This window comes from Microbacterium sp. AC026 (genome assembly GCF_979258475.1).
Genome location: NZ_OZ409857.1, coordinates 185,140 through 208,353, shown reverse-complemented (window position 1 = coordinate 208,353; position 23,214 = coordinate 185,140). Strand labels below are relative to the sequence as shown.

Annotated in this window: 20 protein-coding genes, 1 tRNA gene and 1 pseudogene; 12 read left to right on the top strand and 10 right to left on the bottom strand. The window is 68.3% G+C overall.

Features of this window, described 5'->3' with window-relative positions; all coding sequences use genetic code 11:
* The first annotated feature begins 115 nt into the window (after positions 1-115).
* Positions 116-1,186, top strand: coding sequence for a PucR family transcriptional regulator (locus ACZZ93_RS01065; protein ID WP_463510302.1), 1,071 nt, complete (start codon positions 116-118; stop codon positions 1,184-1,186).
* Positions 1,187-1,207: 21 nt separating this feature from the next.
* Here the strand turns inward: ACZZ93_RS01065 and ACZZ93_RS01060 are convergent, their stop codons facing one another.
* The 3 genes from ACZZ93_RS01060 to ACZZ93_RS01050 all read right to left on the bottom strand — a co-directional run bounded on the left by ACZZ93_RS01060 (position 1,208) and on the right by ACZZ93_RS01050 (position 4,679).
* On the bottom strand, positions 1,208-3,499 hold the full coding sequence (locus ACZZ93_RS01060; RefSeq protein WP_463510301.1) for a helix-turn-helix domain-containing protein: 2,292 nt from the start codon (positions 3,497-3,499) through the stop codon (positions 1,208-1,210).
* Between the two features lie 62 nt (positions 3,500-3,561).
* On the bottom strand, positions 3,562-3,744 hold the full coding sequence (locus ACZZ93_RS01055) for a hypothetical protein (RefSeq protein ID WP_463510300.1): 183 nt from the start codon (positions 3,742-3,744) through the stop codon (positions 3,562-3,564).
* Entirely contained in the window at positions 3,726-4,679 is a 954-nt protein-coding gene (locus tag ACZZ93_RS01050) for an MFS transporter (RefSeq protein WP_463510299.1), read from the bottom strand. The genes ACZZ93_RS01055 and ACZZ93_RS01050 overlap by 19 nt, the downstream gene beginning before the upstream one ends.
* Before the next feature lie 330 nt (positions 4,680-5,009).
* Here ACZZ93_RS01050 and ACZZ93_RS01045 point away from each other — a divergent pair, with 330 nt between their 5' ends.
* Entirely contained in the window at positions 5,010-5,846 is an 837-nt protein-coding gene (locus tag ACZZ93_RS01045; protein ID WP_072591362.1) for an alpha/beta fold hydrolase, read from the top strand.
* A 54-nt stretch (positions 5,847-5,900) separates the two neighbouring features.
* Here the strand turns inward: ACZZ93_RS01045 and ACZZ93_RS01040 are convergent, their stop codons facing one another.
* Both ACZZ93_RS01040 and ACZZ93_RS01035 read right to left on the bottom strand, forming a co-directional pair.
* Entirely contained in the window at positions 5,901-6,305 is a 405-nt protein-coding gene (locus ACZZ93_RS01040) for a hypothetical protein (protein ID WP_295103555.1), read from the bottom strand.
* A 221-nt stretch (positions 6,306-6,526) separates the two neighbouring features.
* Positions 6,527-6,599: transfer RNA gene (locus ACZZ93_RS01035), tRNA-Val, on the bottom strand.
* Positions 6,600-6,752: 153 nt separating this feature from the next.
* Between ACZZ93_RS01035 and aceE the strand changes: the two genes are divergently transcribed.
* The 6 genes and pseudogenes from aceE to ACZZ93_RS01005 all read left to right on the top strand — a co-directional run bounded on the left by aceE (position 6,753) and on the right by ACZZ93_RS01005 (position 14,385).
* Positions 6,753-9,479 (top strand): pyruvate dehydrogenase (acetyl-transferring), homodimeric type, encoded by a 2,727-nt coding sequence (gene aceE, locus ACZZ93_RS01030; RefSeq protein ID WP_053096386.1) that lies wholly within the window; start codon positions 6,753-6,755, stop codon positions 9,477-9,479.
* Positions 9,480-9,510: 31 nt separating this feature from the next.
* Positions 9,511-10,716: a PucR family transcriptional regulator gene (locus ACZZ93_RS01025; protein ID WP_056278864.1), complete on the top strand. Its 1,206-nt coding sequence runs from the start codon at positions 9,511-9,513 to the stop codon at positions 10,714-10,716.
* 105 nt (positions 10,717-10,821) lie between these two features.
* Positions 10,822-11,741: pseudogene (locus ACZZ93_RS01020) on the top strand (ACP S-malonyltransferase).
* Positions 11,738-12,739, top strand: a complete 1,002-nt coding sequence (locus tag ACZZ93_RS01015; protein ID WP_053096388.1) for a beta-ketoacyl-ACP synthase III — start codon at positions 11,738-11,740, stop codon at positions 12,737-12,739. The pseudogene ACZZ93_RS01020 and the gene ACZZ93_RS01015 overlap by 4 nt, the downstream one beginning before the upstream one ends.
* Before the next feature lie 68 nt (positions 12,740-12,807).
* Positions 12,808-13,056, top strand: a complete 249-nt coding sequence (locus ACZZ93_RS01010) for an acyl carrier protein (RefSeq protein WP_017202249.1) — start codon at positions 12,808-12,810, stop codon at positions 13,054-13,056.
* 90 nt (positions 13,057-13,146) lie between these two features.
* Entirely contained in the window at positions 13,147-14,385 is a 1,239-nt protein-coding gene (locus tag ACZZ93_RS01005; protein ID WP_056278865.1) for a beta-ketoacyl-[acyl-carrier-protein] synthase family protein, read from the top strand.
* Between the two features lie 63 nt (positions 14,386-14,448).
* Here the strand turns inward: ACZZ93_RS01005 and yczE are convergent, their stop codons facing one another.
* Positions 14,449-15,105 carry a membrane protein YczE gene (yczE, locus tag ACZZ93_RS01000; protein ID WP_072591365.1) on the bottom strand — a complete coding sequence of 219 codons (657 nt, stop codon included), beginning with the start codon at positions 15,103-15,105 and terminating at the stop codon, positions 14,449-14,451.
* Positions 15,106-15,200: 95 nt separating this feature from the next.
* On the opposite strand from yczE, the gene yczR reads away from it, so the two are divergent.
* A complete protein-coding gene (gene yczR / locus ACZZ93_RS00995; RefSeq protein ID WP_463510298.1) occupies positions 15,201-16,604 on the top strand; it encodes a MocR-like transcription factor YczR in 1,404 nt (467 codons plus the stop codon).
* A gap of 139 nt (positions 16,605-16,743) precedes the next feature.
* On the opposite strand, the gene ACZZ93_RS00990 is transcribed toward yczR, so the two are convergent.
* Both ACZZ93_RS00990 and ACZZ93_RS00985 read right to left on the bottom strand, forming a co-directional pair.
* Complete coding sequence (locus ACZZ93_RS00990) at positions 16,744-17,247, bottom strand: DUF3145 domain-containing protein (RefSeq protein ID WP_053096393.1); 504 nt, start codon at positions 17,245-17,247, stop codon at positions 16,744-16,746.
* 188 nt (positions 17,248-17,435) lie between these two features.
* Positions 17,436-18,209, bottom strand: a complete 774-nt coding sequence (locus tag ACZZ93_RS00985; RefSeq protein ID WP_053096395.1) for a hypothetical protein — start codon at positions 18,207-18,209, stop codon at positions 17,436-17,438.
* A gap of 176 nt (positions 18,210-18,385) precedes the next feature.
* Here ACZZ93_RS00985 and ACZZ93_RS00980 point away from each other — a divergent pair, with 176 nt between their 5' ends.
* The 3 genes from ACZZ93_RS00980 to ACZZ93_RS00970 are packed head-to-tail and all read left to right on the top strand — an operon-like array spanning position 18,386 to position 21,973.
* Positions 18,386-20,389, top strand: coding sequence for a DUF262 domain-containing protein (locus ACZZ93_RS00980; RefSeq protein WP_463510297.1), 2,004 nt, complete (start codon positions 18,386-18,388; stop codon positions 20,387-20,389).
* A gap of 1 nt (position 20,390) precedes the next feature.
* A complete protein-coding gene (locus tag ACZZ93_RS00975; RefSeq protein ID WP_285363208.1) occupies positions 20,391-21,638 on the top strand; it encodes an alpha/beta fold hydrolase in 1,248 nt (415 codons plus the stop codon).
* 53 nt (positions 21,639-21,691) lie between these two features.
* The gene (locus tag ACZZ93_RS00970) at positions 21,692-21,973 is read left to right on the top strand and encodes a hypothetical protein (RefSeq protein ID WP_056278870.1); all 282 of its coding nucleotides are present in this window, start codon (positions 21,692-21,694) and stop codon (positions 21,971-21,973) included.
* 96 nt (positions 21,974-22,069) lie between these two features.
* Here ACZZ93_RS00970 and ACZZ93_RS00965 read toward each other — a convergent pair whose 3' ends face one another.
* Both ACZZ93_RS00965 and ACZZ93_RS00960 read right to left on the bottom strand, forming a co-directional pair.
* On the bottom strand, positions 22,070-22,327 hold the full coding sequence (locus ACZZ93_RS00965; protein ID WP_042537536.1) for a type B 50S ribosomal protein L31: 258 nt from the start codon (positions 22,325-22,327) through the stop codon (positions 22,070-22,072).
* 91 nt (positions 22,328-22,418) lie between these two features.
* Entirely contained in the window at positions 22,419-23,204 is a 786-nt protein-coding gene (locus ACZZ93_RS00960) for an ABC transporter ATP-binding protein (RefSeq protein ID WP_463510296.1), read from the bottom strand.
* Positions 23,205-23,214: the final 10 nt, after the last annotated feature.

Genomic DNA, 23,214 nt, shown 5'->3' with positions numbered 1-23,214 from the left:
GTGCGGCCGCTCGGAAGACGCTTCTATGGGGCGTACTCGAGTTCGGTGGATGTGACGTCCGCGTCCATCGACGCAGAGCGACACGGTGAGCCCATCCCCCGCACAGGAGCGACCCATGACGATCAGCGATACGACGACCCCCGCAGCCTCGACGGCGCTGCCGGAGATCGCCCTCCAACTCGCAGCATCCCTGCACCGCCGAGTGGTCGTGCACGAGTTCGGTCCGGCGGCGTCCGACGGCGGGCTGTCCGCATCACCTCAGGCATCCGCCTCGCTCCTCTCCGTTCCGGTGCATGACGACGGTGTCCCGGTCGCCGTCATCGAGATCGACCTCGGAGATGGGCCGCAGCTCACGGCGAGCGAGTTCGAGGCGATCGATGCGGCCGTCGCCCTCACCCGTATCGCCCTGCGCAGGGCCCCTGGTTCGTCGCGTGTCGATCGAGAGTCGATCCTGGTCGATCTGCTGCACGCCGACGAGTCCGTGCGTCGCGGCGCCTTCGCGCACGCCGTCCAGCAGCGGTGGCTCCGGCCGGGCCCCGGCACGGTCGCTCGAGCCGTCCTCATCGATGCGACGGTGAGCGATGTCGACCGCATCGCCTTCGGACGTCACCTGACGCACCTCCGGCCCGTGCCGGCTCATTTCATCGGGCTGGAGCGCGGTGTCGTCCTGCTCGTGGGACAGCCGTCCGACAGCGGCCTCACCGACCTCCTCCTCGACGAGGCGGCGAGACGCGGCATCCGCATTCTCGGAATCGGCACCGCCTCCCCTGCGCAGGGCGCGTCGGACCTGCGCAGCGCCGCCGACGAGGCCGTCATCGCCGCCTCTCTCGCGGCCGCCCTCCCGCAGTTCCACCCCTCGGTCGACTCGAGCGCTCTCGGCGGGTGGCGGCTGCTCGCCTCGGCGTCAGCCGATCCGGCAGCACTCCGGATCATCTCGCCCGCCGCGCATGCGCTCTACTCCCAACGAGACGACAGCCAGCGGGTGACCGTCGAGACGTATCTCGACGTGGGGGCGAACGTCGTCGCGGCGTGCCGCATCCTGTTCGTCCATCGCACGACGCTCTACTACCGGCTCGAGCGTCTGCCCGAGGTGGTCAGAGAGGCGCTCGACGACGGCGTCGCGCGCAGCACTCTCCATCTGTCGTTGAAGCTCATCAGGCTCTGGGAGTCGACCGGCCGCCTGTGACCGCGGGACCCCGCCGGACGATCACGCTGCATCGCCCTCTGAACCGGGTGCGCGAGACGTGCCGATGAGCGACACCTCCCGGCGCACTCTGTCGAAGATGAACGCCTCGCTGCTCCCCGGCCCCAGCATGGCCAGAGCCTCATCCGCCTCGGCGATCGCAGCCTCGCCGTCGCCCGCGTGGATCAGCGCACGGATGTGTCGGCGCATCATCAGCAGCACACGGGTGTCGTCCTTGAGCGATCGTGCGATCTCGATGCCCAGCGCGCCGACTCGGACCGCGTCCTCGTGTCGTCCGACGGCGACATAGGCGTCGACAAGGTCGAGGCACGCCGCGAACTGCGTGACGATGCTGGTCAGACTGTCCGTGGTCTCGGCGGATCGGACGCGCGCGAGCGTCGCCTCCGTCTCAGGGATCGACTCGAGGTACTTGCCGCGTCGGGCCTTGACCATCGACGAGAGCACCTGCGCGTTCTCCGCCCCTGTCGTCTCCTGAGCCGCGCGAAAGGCGACCATGGCGGCCGCGGCCGCCTCGTCGGCCTCGACGAGACGATCCAGCGTCCAGCTCGCCCACCCGATGTAGTAGTGCGCCCAGCCCTGCTGCGCGGCATCACCCGCGCGGGTGGCCGCCTCCAGCGCGGCATGCCCGGTGAGCACCGCGTGCGCCCGGTCACCGACCTCGACGATCTCCGCCCACGCGACGTACCCCAGCTGCGCGGCTTCTGCTCTCGGGTCGCCCAGCCTCTTCGCCGCCGCAGCCGCGAGAGAGAAGAATCGATGCCAGTGTCCCCACGTGATCCAGATGTCGGAGTACCAGTGCAGCGCATCCGCGACGTCGCAGACCATCGCGTCCTCGCCGAGCTCCGCTGCCTCCGCATACGCCGGCCACCAGTGCTCGACCTCCTCGCGGATCCACACCGCGGCGGCCTCGGCATCGATGAAGCTGCGGCCGTTGCGTGAGACTGCGCTCGCATCCCTTCCCGGTTCGTACCAGGCGCCGGCGCGCTCCAGACTCCCCAGCAGCCACGCGCGGATATGGGCGTGCCGCCGCGCGATCTCGTCGGATCCGACAGCATCGCGCAGCTTGCCCAGCCCGAAGAGACGCATCAGGTCGTGCAGACGGTAGCGGTCGCCACCGCGCGCCTCGAGCATTCCCAGGTCCGTGAGGTCGTCCAGCCGTCGCTCCACCTCGGCCACATCTGACGATCGCACGGCAGCCGCGGCGAGATGGGCCCCGAAGGTGCGACCGTCGATGAGCGAGATCCACCGGAACAGCGCGGCAGTGCGCGGGTCCAGCTCCTCGTAGGAGAGAGAGATGGCCGCTTCCACGGCCAGGTCACCGGCGACGAGCATGCGCAGCCTGTCCTCCGACGTGCGCAGGCGGCTCAGGAGATCGGCGGCCGTCCATGAGGGGCGACTGGCGATGCGGTTGCCGACCACTCGAAGCGCGAGGGGCACGTCGTCGCACAGGGCCGCGATCTCACTCAGCGCATCCAGATCGGAGGCATCGTCATGCGGGATGAGACGACCGAGGAACGCGATGCTCTCGTCCCGCTGCAGGGGCCCCAGCCGCAGGCGCCGCACCCCTTCGAGGCCTGCGAGACTGCGGCGCGACGTCACGACCACGACATCCCCCGCGCAGATCGACAGGATCGGACGGATCTGCGCCTCGTTCGCGACGTTGTCGAGCAGCACCTGGACGGGAGCCTCCGCGACCGCTGCCTGCCATTGCGTCCGCGCCGTCGCCAGATCAGCAGGCGGCTTCTGCTCCGCTCCGGGGAGCTGACGCAGCATGGCGGTGACCACCTGGAGCGGTGTCAGCGGAGACGAGCTGAAGCCGTCCAGCCCCACGAAGACCAGCGGACGGCGGTCGGCCTCTCCTCCACGCGACAGGATCTCGACGGCGCCGGTCGTCTTGCCGATTCCCGGCGCGCCGCTGATGACCAGCGCCGGTCGCTGCCGATCTGCGGGCTGAGGGCCGTGCAGGATGCGAAGTGCTTCATCGATCTCGGCCTGCCGGCCCGAGAAGTCGAACACCCGGTGCGGGGCGATGGCCCCCGCGGGCTCTGTCGCGACGGCGGCACGGGGCCGGGCACGCGCAGCGCGGAGGAACGCATGCTGATCGGCCACATCGAGTCCGAGTCCGTCGGCGAGCGCATCGACGGTGCGCCGTTGCGGCGAGGCGCTCGCTCCGCGTTCGAGGTCGCCGATCGTGCGCACGCTCACCCCGGATCGAGACGCGAGCGCTTCGAGAGTCAGGTTCTGGCCCACGCGCAACGAGCGCAGCATCAGCCCGAAGGGTGAGGGTTGTGTCACGACGTCCGCCTTTCGCTGATCTCAGCTTGGCAGGTCTCGTCGGCGGGATGATGGCGCGCCGGTTACGGGGCGGTTTCGTCGGGACCGGACACTGCACGTCCGGCCCTCGCGCCGGGCTCCTGGCCGACGAGCGCGCGACGCATGACGACCGCCGCCGAGACGGTCGCGACCGACACGATCGAGATGAAGACGAGGAGCACCGTGGTCTGCGATGCGAACGTGAGGATCACTCCGATCGCGAGCACCGGAAGCGCGAGGCCGCAGTAGGCGATGAGGAAGACCAGCGCGAGCGTCTCCCCCGTCGTCCCGGCTCGGCGAGGCCCGCGGCCGTCGCGACCGAAGACTTGAACAGCAGCCCGACGCCGACGCCTGCGACGACGCCTCCGATGAGGAACACCGCGAGCGACGGCACCAGCGTTCCTGCGGCGACGGCGACGAGCCCGCATGCGCAGCAGACAGCCGCGACCGTCAGCTGGATGCGCAGCGGCACCCGAGCGAGAGCCACCTGGCCGGTTGCCGCGGCAGCGAACACCGAGCACGCGGTGATCCCGGCGAGAAGGTGGTCATGCTCGCCGAACGTGCTGATGAGGATGGTGGGCGCGAGAGAGGTGAACAGGCCGAACAGGGCGAATCCGGCGAATGCTCCGAAGCCCGCGGCGATGAATGCCGCCCTCGATCGCGGCGGTGCGGCTATTCGTTGCGGCCTGTACCGTCTCGGCTCGCCGGGTGGTGTCACCGTCTCCGGGACACCGGACACCGCGATCGCGGCCGCGATGAGCACCCCGAGGAAGACCGCGTGCGGCAGCACCAGCGGCGCGGGCAGGAACTCGGCGAACAGACCGCCGATCAGCGGTCCGAGCGCCAGTCCGCCGAGATTGGCGGCACCCGCCACGGATGCGGCCACGATCGCGTTCTCGCTGGGGCGCGCCTGGGCCCGCAGCTCACCCAGATGCGCGGTGGCGGTGGCGGTGAGTATGCCGACGCTCGCGCCGTTCACCAGCCTCGCGGCGAGCAGTCCCGGCACCTCGTGCCATGCGAGGAACAGGACGGCGCTGAGAGCCGCGATGAGGATCGCGATCACCAGCATCCGCCGTCGCCCCATCCAGTCGCTGACATGCCCGAGCAGGAAGAGGCTGAGCACGACGCCGACGGCGAAGGCCGCGAAGATCAGGGTGATCACCGAGACCGGGAACCCGTCGACCTCCTGGTACAGCGGGTACAGAGGGTCGGCACGGTCGCGTACGCCATCACGAGCAGGAAGGCGGACGCGACCACCCAGAATCCCGCCCCGTGCGAGATCCGGGAGTTCGACATGGTCGAGACGCTATCGATGCGGCCTCGATGCCGCACCGGACAGATGTCGAAAACGGCGGGGACGGATTCTGGACAGATGTCGAGCGCGCCGTGAGGACGGACGGGTTAGCGTGGTCGCGCTCCCACGAAGCTGACGTGGGGCGTTCGACAGTCGTCCGGGATCTCTCTCGGGACGGCGGAAACCTGGAGGCTGATCATGGCGTTCGTGACCACGGATGATGGCGCAGAGATCTACTACAAGGACTGGGGCAGCCCCGACGCGCAGCCCATCATGTTCCACCACGGCTGGCCGCTCTCGTCCGACGACTGGGACGCGCAGATGCTGTTCTTCCTCGACAAGGGCTACCGCGTCATCGCGAGCGACCGCCGGGGCCACGGAAGGTCGTCGCAGATCGGCACCGGCCATGACATGGACCACTACGCCAGCGATGCCTCGGCCGTCGTCGAGCACCTCGACCTCCGCAACGCCATCCACATCGGGCACTCGACGGGCGGCGGCCAGGTCGCGCGCTACGTCGCGCAGTACGGACAGCCGCAGGGCCGCGTCGCCAAGGCGGTGCTCGTCTCGTCGGTGCCGCCGCTGATGGTGCAGACCGACAGCAACCCCGAGGGCACCCCGATCTCGGTCTTCGACGGCTTCCGCGAGGCACTCGCCGCGAATCGCGCCGAGTTCTTCCAGGCTGTCGCCTCCGGGCCCTTCTACGGCTTCAACCGTGATGGTGTCACGCTGTCGCAGCCCGTGGTCGACAACTGGTGGCGACAGGGCATGACGGGCAGCGCCCTCGCTCACTACGAGGGGATCAAGGCCTTCTCCGAGACGGACCAGACCGAAGACCTCACCGCGATCACCGTTCCGGTCCTCGTGATCCAGGGCGACGACGACCAGGTCGTGCCGTACAAGGATGCCGCTCTGAAGCAGGCGGAGCTCCTGAGCGACTCGACCCTGAAGATCTACCCCGGGTTCCCCCACGGCATGCTGACGACGCACGCCGATGTGATCAACCCCGACATCCTCGCCTTCATCCAGCAGTAGCGCCCACGCGGCACACGATGGCGCATCCGGACCGAGAGTCCGGGTGCGCCATCGCTATGTCCCGGCGAGACCGGCCCCGGCCACGTCGAAGGCCGCGGCGAGCAGTCCGACGGCCATCGCTTCAGGAAGCGGCTCGAGCGGCCGGCACGCCCTCGGGTCCTCGTCGGGGCCGTGGTCAGGACGAGGGTCGCGGTCTCGGCGGCGCGGGACGAGGTGCGCATGCACATGCGGCCCTGCAGCTCCGGAGAGCACGACGTCGACCCGATCGGCTCCGGTCGCTCGGCGGATGATGCGAGAGGCGAACTGGATGTCGACCAGGAAGAGCTCGGCGATCTCCGCCGGCGCGTCGGCGATGTCGTCGTAGTGATCGCGGAGGCTCAGAATGCTCCGGCCGGGGAACCGGGCGTCGGAGAGCAGTCCCACACGCGAGACGGTGAGTCGGCCCACCGGATTGGCCACGACGAATCGACACTCTCGACAGATGTCCACGTGGCCTCCTTCCCGGCATCGCCTCGACGTCCGCAAGCCGCTCAGAGTCCACGGAGAACTCTACGAGCGGCGCGACGCCGCAGGAAGAAATCAGCCGGCCCTGGCCATTGTCGACGCTGCGGAGTAGAGTTCTGCGCCCCGTCGGAGACACGGGGTGGAGGATCGTCCGCCTGCAGAGGTGATCGATGCGGTGGGCCCTGCCGGGATCGAACCGACGACATCCACGGTGTAAACGTGGCGCTCTACCAGCTGAGCTAAAGGCCCTGGTGCGTCCCAGTCTACAGATGACCCGATGCGCGCTGATGTCGTGGAAGAGGGATAGGCTGAGGGCGGCACGCGTTGTGCACAGCCGACAAGGCTGCCCGCGTCGCTTCCCGTTTCATTGGCATGACCTGCCAGCTTGACGAAAGGCTCCCCGTGACTGTGCACGACCAGGATCCGTATTCCCAGGGCCCCCTCGACAGCGATCCGGAAGAGACGGGCGAGTGGCAGCAGTCTCTCGACGAGCTCGTCGACGCGAAGGGCCACGGTCGTGGCCGCGAGATCATGCTCAGCCTGCTCAAGCGCTCGAAGGAGCTGCACCTGGGCGTGCCGATGGTCCCGACCACCGACTACATCAACACGATCGCGCCGGAGAACGAGCCCGAGTTCCCGGGTGACGAAGAGATCGAGCGCCGCTACCGTGCGTGGATCCGCTGGAACGCCGCGATCACCGTGCACCGCGCGCAGCGCCCCGGCATCGGCGTCGGCGGCCACATCTCGACCTACGCATCGTCGGCCGCTCTGTACGAGGTCGGCTTCAACCACTTCTTCAAGGGCGCAGACCACCCCGGTGGCGCCGACCAGATCTTCATCCAGGGCCACGCCTCCCCCGGCACCTACGCGCGCTCGTACCTCGAGGGCCGCCTGAGCGAAGACCAGCTCGACGGCTTCCGTCAGGAGAAGTCGCACGCGCCGCACGGCATCCCGTCGTACCCGCACCCGCGTCTGATGCCGGAGTACTGGCAGTTCCCCACCGTCTCCATGGGACTCGGTCCGATCAACGCCATCTACCAGGCGATGTCGAACAAGTACCTCGAGAACCGCGGCATCAAGGACACCTCGCAGTCCCACGTCTGGGCCTTCCTCGGCGACGGTGAGATGGACGAGGTCGAGAGCCGCGGACAGCTGCAGGTCGCAGCCAACGAGGGGCTCGACAACCTGACGTTCATCGTCAACTGCAACCTCCAGCGTCTCGACGGTCCGGTGCGCGGCAACGGGAAGATCGTCCAGGAGCTCGAGTCGTTCTTCCGCGGCGCGGGCTGGAACGTCATCAAGGTCGTCTGGGGTCGCGAATGGGACGACCTGCTCGCCCGCGACACCGAGGGTGCGCTGCTCAACCTGATGAACGTCACCCCCGACGGCGACTACCAGACCTACAAGGCCGAGTCCGGCGCGTACGTCCGCGAGCACTTCTTCGGCCGCGACGAGCGTGCCGCGGCCCTCGTCAAGGACTACTCCGACGACGACATCTGGAACCTGAAGCGCGGTGGCCACGACTACCGCAAGGTCTACGCCGCGTTCAAGGCCGCGACCGAGCACAAGGGCAAGCCCACCGTCATCCTCGCGAAGACCGTCAAGGGCTACGGCCTCGGTCCGCACTTCGAGGGCCGCAACGCGACCCACCAGATGAAGAAGATGACGCTGGACAACCTCAAGACGTTCCGCGACGCGATGCACATCCCGATCACGGATGCGCAGCTCGAGGAGAACCCCTACCTGCCCCCGTACTACAACCCGGGCCCGCAGGACGAGACGATCCAGTACATGCTCGAGCGCCGCCAGGCTCTCGGCGGCTACCTGCCCGAGCGCCGTTCCACTCACGTGGGACTCTCGCTCCCCGACGACACGGCCTACGCGCTTCCCAAGAAGGGCTCCGGCACGCAGGAGATCGCCACGACCATGGCGTTCGTCCGTCTGCTGAAGGACCTGCTGCGCTCGAAGGACTTCGGGCACCGCATCGTCCCGATCATCCCGGACGAGGCCCGCACGTTCGGTATGGACGCGTACTTCCCCTCGGCGAAGATCTACAACCCGAACGGCCAGCACTACACCTCGGTCGACCGCGAGCTCCTCCTCGCCTACAAGGAGAGCCCTCAGGGACAGATCGTGCACGTCGGCATCAACGAGGCGGGCGCCCTCGCGGCGTTCACCGCGGCCGGCACGTCGTACGCCACGCACGGCGAGCCGCTGATCCCGATCTACCTCTTCTACTCGATGTTCGGCTTCCAGCGCACCGGTGATGCCCAGTGGGCCGCCGGTGATCAGATGGCGCGCGGCTTCATCATGGGGGCGACGGCCGGCCGCACCACCCTCACGGGTGAAGGCCTGCAGCACGCCGACGGCCACTCGCACCTGCTCGCCGCCACCAACCCGGCGACGGTCTCGTACGACCCGGCCTACGGCTATGAGATCGCGCACATCATGCGCTCCGGTCTCGAGCGCATGTACGGCGGCAACCACGAAGACCCGAACGTCATGTACTACATCACGCTCTACAACGAGCCGATGGTGATGCCGGCCGAGCCGGAGAACGTGGACGTCGACGGCATCGTGCGCGGCATCCACCGCATCTCCGTCGGCGAGGGTGAGGGCCCGCGTGCCCAGCTCTTCGCCTCGGGCGTCGGACTCCCCTGGGCTCTCGAAGCACAGGAGCTGCTGAAGAACGACTGGGGCGTGATCGCCGATGTCTGGTCGGTCACCTCGTGGACCGAGCTGCGCCGCGACGGCCTCGCCGCCGACGAGCACAACTTCCTGCACCCCGAAGAAGAGCCCCGCACCGCGTACCTCACCCAGAAGCTGCAGGGTGCCGAGGGTCCCGTCGTCGCGGTGAGCGACTACATGCACGCCGTGCAGGACCAGATCCGTCCCTGGGTCCCGCAGCGTTTCGCGACGCTCGGTGCCGACGGATTCGGCTTCTCCGACACGCGTGCGGCCGCTCGTCGCTTCTTCAAGATCGACGGTCCGTCGATCGTCGTCCGCACGCTGCAGTCGCTCGCCGAAGACGGGGTCGTCGACCGCTCTCTCGCCGCGCAGGCCATCCAGAAGTACAGCCTGCTCGACGTGAACGCCGGCACCAGCGGCAACGCGGGCGGCGAAAGCTGAGTCATCGGTGACGGGTTCCTCTTCGCGCGGCATGGACAAGTCCGCCACGCTCACCTGGCTGCGCCGGATCTCCGGTGATATCGCCTCGGTGACGATCAAGCGCCTCGAGGACACCCTCCCGTGGTACGCCGACATGCCACCAGCCCGCCGCTCGGCGGTCGGGCTGGTGGCCCAGGCGGGCATCACCTCGTTCATCCAGTGGTACGAGGACCCGACGTCGACGCCGTGGATCGCCGCCGACATCTTCGCGGCGGCACCGCGCGAGCTGCTCCGCAGCGTCAGCCTGCAGCAGACCCTCCAGTTGATCCGCGTCACCGTCGAGGTGACGGAAGAGAGGGTCGCGGGTCGGGGTGCAGATCTCCGCGAGGCGATCCTCCTCTACTCTCGCGACGTGGCCTTCGCCGCGGCCGACGTCTACGCCCGCGCTGCTGAGGCCCGCGGCCTCTGGGATGCCAGGCTCGAGGCGCTCGTCGTCGACTCGATCCTGACCGGCGAAGCCGACGAAGAGCTGCCGAGTCGCATCGCCGCGCTGGGCTGGCACGGACACGGCGAGGTCGCGGTGCTGGTGGGCACGACTCCCCCGCAGTTCGATGTCGATCTGGTGCGTCGCACGGCACGCAAGCTCGCGGTCGATGTGCTGATCGGCGTGCAGGGCTCGCGCCTCGTTCTCGTCATCGGGCGGGCACGCGTCGCCGGCCAGGAGCTCGCGGAGGGCGAAGAGGAGGAACTCGGCTTCGAAGAGATCGCGACGCGCCTCGAGCCCTCCTTCGGTCCGGGCTACGTCGTGCTCGGCCCCGCGGTCGCCGCGCTCGTCGACGCGAGCCAGAGCGCCCGAGCCGCCCTCGCCGGGTTCGCCGTGGCGCGGGCGTGGCGGAGCGCTCCGCGGCCCGTCGACGCCGACGACCTGCTTCCCGAGCGTGCCCTCGCCGGTGATCCGCTCGCCAAGCAGACGCTGATCGAGCGCATCTACCGACCGCTGCAGGCGCATTCGACCGACCTGGTGACGACGCTGTGGAGCTACCTCGACAACGGTCGCTCGCTCGAGGCGACCGCCCGCGAGCTGTTCGTGCACCCGAACACCGTGCGCTATCGCCTGAAGCGCGTCAGCGAGGTCATCGGCTGGGACGCCACGGGCCCACGCGAGGCTCTGATCCTGCAGACTGCGCTCATCCTCGGTTCGATCGGCGCCGCCGAGCAGGTGCGACGTCGCCCTCCGCTGCGGCGTCCCTCACGCTGATCGCCGCACCAGACGCCCTTCAGCTGTACGCCACACACAAGGGTTCTTCGGAATCTTGTGATGGATCATCCACCACTTCTGTCAGATCGTTGGCAGACTGGGGTGGTGATTGTCGTCGTATGCCCTGGACAGGGCTCGCAGACCCCCGGTTTCCTCTCCCCTGGCTCGAGCTGGACGGCGTGACGGAGACTCTCGCCTCGTACTCCGAGGCCTCCGAGGTCGACCTCCGGCAGCACGGAACGGTGTCGGATGCTGACACGATCCGCGACACGCGCATCGCCCAGCCGCTGATCGTCGCCGCGTCCCTCATCGCCGCCGCCGCACTCACCGCTCGCGCGGGACGCCGAGCAGACGGCGTCGCCGGACACTCCGTCGGCGAGATCGCCGCACTCGTCGGCAGCGGAGTGATCGATGCCGAGACCGGCATGCGCCTCGTCGGCATCCGCGGCCGCGCGATGGCCGATGCCGCCGCCCAGACTCCGACCGGCATGAGCGCCGTGCTCGGCGGAGACGAGGAGGCCATCCTCACCCGTCTGAGCGAGCTCGGCCTCTCCCCCGCCAACTACAACGGCGGCGGCCAGCTCGTCGTGGCCGGTGAGCTCGCCGGGCTCGACGCTCTCGCCACCGAGCCCGTCAAGGGCACCCGCGTCATCCCTCTGCAGGTGGCGGGCGCGTTCCACACCTCGTTCATGGGGTCGGCCGTCGCCGCACTGCGTGACGCCGTGTCGACCGTGACTCCCGCAGATCCCGACATCACACTGTGGACCAACCGCGACGGCTCGGTCGTCCGTGACGGTTCGCAGGCCTTGACCTATCTCGTCGACCAGGTCTCCTCGCCGGTGCGCTGGGACCTATGCATGGCCTCGTTCGCCGACCAGGGCATCACCGGCCTGATCGAGCTCGCCCCGGCGGGCGCGCTGACCGGTCTCGCCAAGCGCGGCCTGCGCGGCGTGCCGACCGTCGCCGTGAAGACCCCCGATGATCTCGATGCGGCCGTCGCGCTGCTGAACGGAGAAGCCGCATGAGCCCCACCCTGAACCAGATCACCGGTCCCGCTTACACCCGCATCTACTCCTTCGGCGCTGCCCGGGGCGAGAACGCCGTGCCGAACGAGGACCTCATCGGACCGATCGACTCGAGCGACGAGTGGATCCGCCAGCGGACCGGCATCGTCACACGTGTTCGCGCGGACAAGGACACGGACGCGATCGATCTCGCCGCGATCGCCGGCGCTGAGGCCATCGAGAAGTCGGGGATCCCCGCTGACCAGGTCGACCTCGTGATCGTCGCCACCATCAGCAACCCCAAGCAGTCGCCGTCGGTGTCCGCGATCGTCGCCGACCGCGTCGGTGCGAACCCCGCCGCGGCCTACGACGTGAACGCCGCCTGCGCCGGCTATGCCTATGCGATCACCCAGGCGGATGCGCTGATCAGGTCCGGCGCCGCCCGCTACGCGCTCGTGATCGGAACCGAGAAGCTGTCCGACGTCGTCGATCCGACCGACCGCAGCATCTCTTTCCTGCTGGGCGACGGTGCCGGAGCCGCGCTCATCGGCCCGAGCGACACGCCGGGCATCGCGCCCGCAGTGTGGGGATCGGACGGGTCGAAGGCCGACGCTGTCGGCATGAATGCGACGCTCACCGAGTTCCGCGACGGCGAGGTGCCGTGGCCCACCCTTCGTCAGGAGGGCCAGACGGTCTTCCGCTGGGCGGTCTGGGAGATGGCGAAGGTCGCGCGCGAGGCGCTCGACCGGGCCGGCGTCGAGCCGACGGACATCGCCGCCTTCATCCCGCACCAGGCGAACATGCGCATCATCGACGAGTTCGCGAAGCAGCTCAAGCTTCCGGAGAGCACCGTGATCGCCCGCGACATCGAGACCACCGGCAACACGTCGGCGGCCTCCATCCCGCTCGCGAGTCACCGTCTGATGGCCGAGCACCCCGAGCTCTCGGGCGGCCTCGCACTGCAGATCGGCTTCGGCGCGGGTCTCGTGTTCGCCGCTCAGGTCGTCGTCCTTCCCTGACAACGCGCCGACTTTCCCTAGACTGTTCCACGGTTCCGAATACAACCCGTAAGAAAGAGGAAGACCACATGGCTTTCACCAACGATGAGGTCCTCGCTGGCCTCGCAGAGCTGATCACCGACGAGACCGGCATCAACGCCTCCGAGGTCGCCCTCGAGAAGTCGTTCACCGACGACCTCGACATCGACTCGATCTCGATGATGACGATCGTCGTCAACGCCGAGGAGAAGTTCGGCGTCACCATCCCCGACGACGAGGTCAAGAACCTCAAGACCGTCGGCGACGCCGTCAACTTCATCGTCGCAGGCCAGGAGTAATCCACGCAGGATGCCACCCCCGCATCTGCGGGGCGTGGCATCCTCCGCCTTGCCCGCCCTCTGCTCGACCCGCCTGACAAGGAACCACACATGACCAAGCGCATCGTCGTCACCGGCATCGGCGCCACGTCCGCCATCGGCGGGACAGCTCCCGAGAACTGGACGAACCTGCTCGCAGGCCAGTCCGGCACCCGCACTCTCGAGCACGACTGGGTGCAGCAGTACGAACTCCCCGTGACCTTCGCCGCTGAGGCGATCGTCCGCCCCGAAGAGGTCCTTCCCCGCCACGAGGCGAAGCGTCTCGACCCGTCGTCGCAGTTCGCGCTCATCGCGGCGCGCGAGGCCTGGGCGGATGCCGGCTCGCCCGAGGTCGCACCCGAGCGCCTCGGTGTCGACTTCGCCACCGGCATCGGCGGCCTCTGGACCCTCCTCGACGCATGGGACACCCTGCGCGAGAAGGGACCGCGCCGGGTGATGCCCCTGACCGTTCCGATGCTGATGCCGAACGCCGCTGCCGGCAACCTGTCGCTGCAGTTCCAGGCTCGCGCCTACGCGCAGACCGTCGTGAGTGCCTGCGCATCGAGCACCGAGTCGATCATCCACGCCTTCCACCACCTGCAGGACGGTCTCGCCGACGTCGTGATCGCGGGTGGCACCGAATCCGCCATCCACCCGATCACGATGGCGTCCTTCGCCTCGGCTCAGGCCCTGTCGCGGCGCAATGACGACCCGGCGACCGCCTCGCGCCCCGGCGCGATCGACCGTGACGGCTTCGTGATGGGAGAGGGCGCTGCGGCGCTGATCCTCGAGACCGAGGAGCACGCCCGGGCGCGCGGCGCCAAGATCTACGGCTACGTGCTCGGCGGTGGCGTCACGGCAGACGCCTATCACATCACGGGCAATGACCCCGAGGGCACCGGTGCCGCCCGCGCCGTCACCCAGGCTCTCGACGAGGCCGGCATCAGCGCCGACCAGGTGGCCCACATCAACGCCCACGCGACGTCGACCCCGGTCGGCGACCCCAACGAGTACGTCGCACTCAAGAAGGTCTTCGGCGACCGGATCGATGAGATCCCCGTGTCGGCCACGAAGGCGTCGACGGGGCACCTGCTCGGCGGCACCGGAGCCCTCGAGGCGATCTTCTCGCTGCTCGCCCTGCGGGACCGCGTCGCTCCGCCGACCATCAACATGACCGAGCCCGACCCGGCTGTGCCGTTCAAGCTCTCAGGTGAACCGCAGCCCCTCGGCGACGGTCAGCTCTACGCGATCAGCAACTCGTTCGGCTTCGGCGGGCACAACGCCGTTGCCGTGTTCGCAAGCGCCGACTGACTGAGGTGGAAGAGAACGGCCCCCGGGTGATCCCGGGGGCCGTTGTCGTCGACAGCGGTGGGACTACGCGCGGGCGAGCTGTCGTGAGCGAGCCGCCCGCACCCTCGTCGTCCAGGGCAGGAACCACCCGATCAGCGGCCCCACTCCGAACGCGAAGAGCACGGTTCCCACGCCCACAGGTCCGCCGAGCAGGAACCCGATCAGCAGCACGCTGCCCTCGATCAGAGTGCGGACGAGCCAGACCGGCCAGCCCGTTCGCCCGACGAGACCCGTCATGAGGCCGTCGCGCGGGCCGGGACCGAAGTCCGCGGCGATGTAGAGCCCGGTGGCGAACGCGAGGAGCAGCAGCCCCGCCACGAACATCGGGGCACCCACCCACACCGACGGGGGCACGGGGAGGAGGAAGAGTGCGAGATCTGCACTCGGTCCGACGAGCAGTGCATTGAGCAGCGTGCCGAGACCGACGCGCTGCCGCAGGGGGATCCACAGGAGCAGCACCAGCACGGAGACGAGCACCGTCACCACCCCGTAGCCGATGCCTGCGTTGCCGGCGATGCCGAGAGCGAGGACATCCCAGGGCGCGACGCCGATGCCTCCCCGCACCATCAGACCAAGTGCCACACCGTAGAGGAACAGCCCGACGAGCAACTGGACGATGCGCTCGACGACGTCACGACGACTGGTGGCTGCGATGGGGAGGAAGACGGAACGGAGCTGCATCCCTCCATCGTGCACCCGCCGCGGATGCGCGCCAGACGTCCACTCGACGAGAAGTGGCCTGCTTTCCTCAGGCCACTTTGCGGCATGCTGGACAGATGACCTCACGACTCGTCCAGCAGCTCGGCGCACAGAACGTCGCCGGCGGTACAGCCAAGGCCCTGGCCGAACAGATCCGTGCGCTGATCCTCGACGGTCGACTGACGGTGGGCGAGCGTCTGCCGTCCGAGCGAGCGCTCGCCCTCGAGCTGCGACGGTCCCGCTCCACCACGACCCGCGTGTACGGGCTCCTCGAGGTCGACGGCTACGTCTCGCGTCGGCACGGAGGCAGCACCCGTGTCACACTTCCGCACACCGCAGCACGTGTCGGTCCTATGGCTGACGCCTCGGCGATCGATCTGTCGATCGCCTCGATGGATTCGACGCCGGGGCTGTACGACGCGACGGTACGATCGCTCCCCCGTCTGGCCGCGCTGCGCGGCACGAGCGGATACTCGCTGCCGGGCCTCCCTGAACTGCGTGACGCAGTCGCCGAGCGCTTCACGCAGCGGGGGCTCCCGACGGATGCCGACGAGATCATGATCACGTCCGGCGCCCTCCACGCGTTCAACCTGGTGCTCGCGACGATCGGCCGACGCGGAGAGCGTGCACTCGTCGAGCAGCCGACCTTCCCGCACGCTCTCGAGGCGCTCCACCGCCATGGCTACCGACTGGTGCCGACTCCGGTGGATGTCACCGGGTGGGATGAGCGCCACATCGCCGACACGCTTCTTCGCAGTCGCCCCCACCTGGCGTATCTGATCCCCGACTTCCATAATCCCACCGGCGCGACGCTGCCCGACGCGGCCCGGTCACGCATAGCGGCGACGGCGCAGAGCGTCGGGACGCATCTCGTCGTCGACGAGACGACCGCGGAGCTCGACATCGATCGAGGCTGGACTCCACGTCCTCTCGCGGCGTTCGGCCCGCGCGTCATCACCGTCGGCTCGATGTCGAAGATCGCCTGGGGCGGCATGCGCATCGGCTGGATCCGTGCCGACCGCGCGATGATCACCCGCCTGCTCGCCGTCCGCCCCTCGTTCGAGCTCGGCACGGCGCTGCTCGAGCAGTGCATCGCCGTCGAGCTGCTGCGCGAGATGCCCGCTCTCACCGCGCACGTCGCGTCACGCCTGCACGCGGGACGGGATGCCGTGGCGGCGGGACTCGAATCGATCGAGAGCCTCTCGATGCCTCAGACGAACGGCGGACTGTCCGCCTGGCTCGATCTCGGCGCTCCCGTCTCGACGGAGTTGTCGCTGGCCGCACGTGATCACGGGCTGATCCTCCCGCCCGGACCTCGCTTCTCCACGGGTGGCGTGCTCGAGCGGCGCCTGCGCATCCCGATCACGCTGCCCCCGGAGCGCACCGCCGAGGCGATGCAGCGACTGCGGCTCGCGTGGGACGACGTGATGTCCGGCGGAACCACCGCCCGCACCGACATGGCCCGGTCAGCCGTCATCTGACGGACGAGGACCCCGTCCCTGTTGTCCAGGGGCGGGGTCCTCGTCATGTATGGAAAGGGAATTCGCCTTCTCAGCGTCCGGGATCGCTCACCGGCATCCGATACTCGCGCCTTCCCCTTCCAGGTCTGTGGGCGGCTGCCTAGCCGACCTTGTGCAGCCACACGACACGCGCGTCATCGCTCGCGTGGCGGAACGGCTCCAGCTCCTCGTCCCAGGCCGAGCCGAGTGCGATGTCGAGTTCACGCTGCAGCTCGGTCGCGCTCCCGGCCGCGATCTCCATCGCGTAGCGGATGCGGTCCTCGCCGATGACGATGTTGCCGGCCGCATCCGTCTGGGCGTAGTGGATCCCGAGGTCGGGAGTGTGCAGCCAGCGCCCGCCGTCACTGCGAGGAGTCGGATCCTCGGTCACCTCGAAGCGGAGATGCTCCCAGCCGCGGATCGCGGTCGCGAGAGCAGCGCCCGTGCCGACCGGACCATCCCAGTAGAACTCGGCGCGGCGTGCGCCGTCGAGCACGGGCTGGTCGCTCCAGTCGAAGTTCACCGCACGACCGATGGCGCGTCCTACCGCCCATTCCAGGTGCGGGCAGAGCGCGCGAGGTGCAGAGTGGATGAACACCACTCCGCGTGCGTAAGCCGTCGCCATGATCTCTCCGTTTCATCAGGTGCGTCTTCCCCAACGACCTGAAACACCGAGAACTGGCGTGAATATGCGGTTATGGGGCTATTCTCGCCCAGACCAGGCGAAATCACAAGCATGTGATTCCACGAAGAAGGCCCCGGTCGCGAGGACCGGGGCCTTCGGACCGTCGCCGGTCCTGATTCGGATGAGGCTCAGGCCTCGCTCATGGCCTGCTTGACCTGCTGCCCCTTGGCGGCGTAGTACGCGGCACGGGCGGCGTCACGGCGAGCCTGCTCGGCGTAGCCCGCCTCGAGGACCTCCTGCGGTACCTCGACGTTCGGCACGTCCTGGGTGCCGTGGTACTTTTCGATGTAGGCGTCGAGCTCAGGGCCGGACGTCCACGACGTGATGAGGCAGTAGCGGGGCTCGGTGCCCACGTGCGTCGCGGCGTGCCACAGACGCTGCGTGTCGACGATGAGCTGTGCACCGGCGGGCAGGGCGATGCGGTACTCGATGCTCGGGTCCGTGCGGTTCTCGCGCAGGACGAAGAAGCTGTCCTTGTCGTCGCTGAGGTTGAAGAATCCGCGCACGACCCATCCGGTGCCGTCGGGGTTCAGGCGGTTGTTGTCGTCCTGGTGGAGGTTGTACAGGCACTCGCCGTACGGGGTCGGCTGCAGCTCGATGACGCGGCAGCGACCGACGTTGGCGCCGGGCTCCTGTGCACGACGCGTGAGGTTCGGAGCCTTCGCCGTCTGCGAGTCGATCCAGACGCCGTCCTTGTCGGTGCGCGGCGGCTTGTGGTTCCAGAAGCCGTTGCACTCGATCTCGCCCTTGGCGCTGGCGAGCGGCGCGAAGCGGGTGTCGCCCGACGACTTCCAGTCGTTGTACTCGATGTCGAGCCACTCCTTGGGGTCGAGCTCCTGGTCGTAGCTGTCGAGCACGACGAAGCCCTTGTCTTCGAGCGCCTTCGATTTGATGTATCCCATGATCTAGGTCATGTCCCTTCATCGGGGGCCAGCACGTTTTAACAGGCCCTGATAAGGCAAGCCTAACAGGGCACCTCTGGAGCGCCGCCGAGGGCCGCCGTGAATAAGCGAATAGACTGAATCGGGCGCCTGGCGACTCCTCGGCGCCGGGCGTTACGGGAGGACGAGACACCAGCATGAGCACTGCGACCAACGTCGAGGCGACAGCTGTCAACACGATCGAGTGGCTCGCAGAGGACTCCACGACCATCGTCGTGCCGGTGTACCAGCGCCAGTACCGGTGGGACATCGGCGGGTGCGAGCAGCTTCTCTCGGACGTCCGTGCGGTCGCCCGCGAGGACTCATCCCACCGCCACTTCATCGGGTCGATCCTGTCGGCGGCCGACGACAGCGATGCCGACACCGACCTCGTCCTGATCGACGGGCAGCAGCGCATCACCACGCTGATGCTGCTGGTCGCGGCCCTTCGGCATGCCATCCAGGACTCCGACCCTCGGCTCGCCGCCGACCTCGACCGCGTGCTCGTGCGCCCCGACGACCCCACCCGCACGAAGCTGCGCCCGCACGACGCATGGGCCGAGCTCTACGAATCCGTGGTGCTCGAACGCGACGGTCACGCCGACCGCGAGTCGCGGTTCGATGACAACTACGCGTTCTTCCGCAGCCAGGTGCACGCCGATGAAGCCCCGCTCATCTGGGCCGGCCTGCAGAAGCTCGAGCACGTGTCGATCACGCTCGGTGCCGACGCGAACGCCCAGCAGATCTTCGCGAGCCTGAACTCGACGGGCGAGCCGCTGCGCGACCACGAGCTCATCCACAACTACATGCTCATGGGCCTGACCCACACGGAGCAGCTCGAGGTCGAGGAGCGGTTCTGGCTTCCGATCGAACGGAACACCGGAGAGGCGATCGGAGCCTTCTGGCGGCACTACCTGGTGATGACGACGGGACGGGAGGTCGCCGCAAACGGCGAGCACGGCGTCTACAGCGCGTTCCGGCAGTCGTTCCCTCGCGTCGACCTGGACCATCTGCAGGCGGATGCTGAGGTCTGGCGCCACTACGCGGAGATCTACGGCATCCTGCTCGATCCTTCGCGCGAGCAGGACCCGGAGATCGCCCGGCAATTGCGCTACGTCAACACCTTCGGCCGGGCGTCCTACCCTCTCGTCCTCAGCGTCTACAGCGAGCACGCCCGAGGTCTGATCGAGCGGGATGAGCTCGTCGAGACTCTCGAGTGGATCCAGGCGATGTACCTGCGGCGGACGCTCGTCAATCTTCCGAACGAGCGCCTGGTCGCCCGTCTCTGCCGCGCACGTGCGCATGGGCGCGACGCCCTGGCTCGCGCCTTCGCCCGCATCACCCCGTCTGACGAACGGGTGAGTGCGGTGGTGAAGTACAGCGAGCTCGCGCACCCGGCATACGTGCTGGGCCGCATCGAGGGGGTCGACGACCCGATCGACTTCGATGTCGAGCACATCGTGCCCACGGTGCCCAGCGACAGCTGGTCCGGCGACGGCGTGCGCCAGTGGATCGAGTACTCGGACGACGAACGCAACGCGCATCGCGCTCTCGCACCCACGCTCGGCAACCTCACGCTTCTCGAGCAGCGACTGGCGGAGCGGGTCTTCGGAGAGTCCTATTCCGTCAAGCGCGACTCCGCGTACGCCCGCAGCACGATCGCCGAGACGAAGGCGCTCGCGGCCACCGATACCTGGGGCACCGCGGCCATCTCGCAGCGCACGATCCGCCTGACCGCCGACCTGCTGCGGATCTGGGCCCGCCCCGCACTGCCGGAGATCGATGACGACGGCCTCACTCCCATCCTCGATGCCGTCCGCCGCCGTGGATGGCCCGCCGGGTGGGAACGCGAGTTCGAGTACGTCGAATACCGCGGAGAGCGCTGGGAGGTCTTCGACGTCAAGCACCTCTTCAACCGCGTCTTCCGCCGCTCCTGGACCGACACCCGCGCGGCCGCCGTGTCGTACTGCGCCGCTCACGGCGGTCCGATCTACGACACCATGGCCTGGAAGGGTCAGTGGGACCAGCTGGACGAGACGCACCACCTCTACATGGGGTGGGATTCGAACTACATGATGAACGCAGTGCAGGGCGTGCTCCACGAGGCCGACATCGCCTCGGAGGTCTTCGTCAAGTACTCCTATATCGGGAATGTGATGTGACATGACCACCACCATCCACCGCCTCTTCGACCTCACGATCGAGGAGCACACGCTGACCGTGCCGCTCGTCTGGGGCGACGCCGCAGACACCCGCACGATCGACATCTTCGCCCGCGTCGTCACCCGCGAGGGAGGCGAGCGACTCCCCTTCCTCGTCTACCTGCAGGGCGGCCCCGGTCACGAAGCGCCGCGACCCTTCCACGCCTCATCCTCCCCCGCCTGGCTCGACGAGGCCCTCGCGCACTACCGCGTCGTGATGCTCGACCAGCGCGGCACCGGCCTGTCCACGCCCGTGGGCGACGGCGACCTCGCACGAGGCTCCGAGGCAGTGGCCGAGTACCTGACCCATCTCCGCGCGGACTCGATCGTCCGGGACTGCGAGGCGATGCGCGAGCACCTCAGTGCTGAGACGTGGAGCGTGCTCGGCCAGTCGTTCGGCGGGTTCACGACCTTGGCCTATCTCTCCACCGATGCGGACTCGCTGGCGGACGTCTTCATCACGGGCGGCCTGAGCGCCGTCGATCGTCATCCTGACGAGGTGTACGCGCTCTGCTATGACAAGATGCGCGCGGCCTCCGAGCAGTACTACCGGCGATTCCCGCAGCATCGCGACGTCATGCGGGGTCTGGTCGACCGGGCAGCGGCCGGCGACATCGTGCTCCCCGACGGCGAGGTGGTCTCGCCGTCTCGACTGCGCTCTGTGGGTTCGGCGCTCGGCACGAACGAGGGCTGGCAGACCCTGTGGTCGCTCCTGGAGCGAGATGCCGCATCGAACGCGTTCCGCCACGACCTCATGCACGCGCTGCCCTACAGCGGGCGCAACCCGCTCTACTTCGTCTTCCACGAGTCGAGCTACGCCAGCGGACACGCGACCCGCTGGTCCGCCGAGCGGACGGAGCCCCAGGACTTCCGGGACGACGTCACGCTGTTCACCGGAGAGCACATCCGCCGCGACTGGACCGAGACCGTGCCGGCCTTCCGGCCGTGGCGCGATGTGACGCTCGCGCTCGCCGAGTTCGAGTGGCCGCGCATCTACGACGAGGTCGCCATCGCCACCTCGGGTGCGACGGGCGCGGCCGCCGTGTACGTGAACGACGTCTACGTGCCGCTGGAGTACTCCCTCGAGACCGCGCGCCTGCTGCCGGGCGTGAAGCTCTGGGTGACGAGCGAACACGAGCACAACGGCCTGCGGTCGGGTCCCGTACTGACGCATCTCATCGATCTCGCCCAGGGCCGACGCATCCGCTGAGGATCCTCCTGCAGACGGATGCCGATCGGCGCCGTCCCGCCTAGCCTGGAGTCATGGCCGACATTCTCGGGACCCTGCTGACGATCGCGATCCTCCTCGTGGCCGCGACCGCGGTCGTGGTGGTGATCGTGGCGGTCTACTCCCGTACTCCGCTCGAGAAGAAGTACGAGAGCGCGGGCGGCGGCCTGGGCGGATCGTTCGACGCGGTGTGGATGCCGTCGGCGCACGAAGCCGGTGCCGAGCGAGACCGTCAGACTCAGCGCACCGCCCCCGCACCGGCCCCTGGCGACCCGCTGGGCCGCATCGACGGAGAGCGCATCGTCATCGACGTCTGACGACTCGCGCGCGATCCGACCGCAGAAGACGAACCCACTGCAGACGACGAAGGCCCCGTGTTCCGAGGAACACGGGGCCTTCGATCGCGGGGGTCGTTACTTGGACGATCCGCCGAAGCCCTTGAAGCGCTGGTTGAACTTCTCGACGCGACCGGCCGAGTCCATGATGCGCTGCTTGCCCGTGTAGAACGGGTGCGATGCCGAGGAGATCTCGACGTCGATCACCGGGTACTCGACACCGTCGAGCTCGATGGTCTTGTCGCTCGAGACAGTCGAACGGGTGAGGAACGTCTCGCCCGAGCCGAGGTCGCGGAACACGACAGCCTTGTACACGGGGTGAATGTCAGTCTTCATGGGATTCCTTAGTTGCTGCCCTGGATTGTGCCAGGGACGAGGGAAGTCTGCGGTGCAGAGAGCACCAAGGATCGATTCTATCAGATGCGCATCAGGATGCCGCGCGGGCCGCATAGCGACCCTCTTCGCTGCTGAGGACGATCGGCATGCCGAACGTCTCGGTCAGAGCCTCGGCCGTCAGAGTCTCGGCGACGGGCCCGGCGGCGACGATGCGCCCGTCGCGCATCAGCAGCACATGAGTGAATCCGACCGGGATCTCCTCGACGTGGTGCGTGACCATCAGCATCGCCGGCGTCGTCGGCGACGACGCATAGCCGCTCAGGAGCGCAAGGAGCTCCTCGCGAGAGCCGAGGTCGAGAGACGCGGTCGGCTCGTCGAGCAGCAGCAGCTCGGGGTCGGTCATCACGGCGCGGGCGATCTGCACGCGCTTCTGCTCGCCGTCGCTCAGAGTGCCGAAGGTCCGGTCGGCGAGGTGGTCGAGTCGCCAGTCGCCGAGGACGCGCAGCGCACGACGTTCGTCGATGTCCTCATAGCTCTCGTTCCATCGCCCGAGCACGGAGTATGCCGCTGTGAGCACCGTGTTCAGAACCGTCTCTTCGCGCGGCACGCGCTTCGCCATCGCGGAGGACGCGAAGCCGATGCGCGGGCGCAGCTCGAACACATCCGTGCGTCCGAGGGTCTCTCCCAGCACCGTGACGGTTCCGGACGTCGGGTGCATCAGCGTGTCAGCCAGCTGGAGCAGCGTCGTCTTGCCTGCACCGTTGGGTCCGAGGATCACCCACCGCTGATCATCGTCGACCTGCCAGGTCACGTGATCGATGATGTTGCGCCCCTCGCGGCGCACGACGACGTCGGTGAATTCCAGAGCGCTCGACATGCCTCCAGCC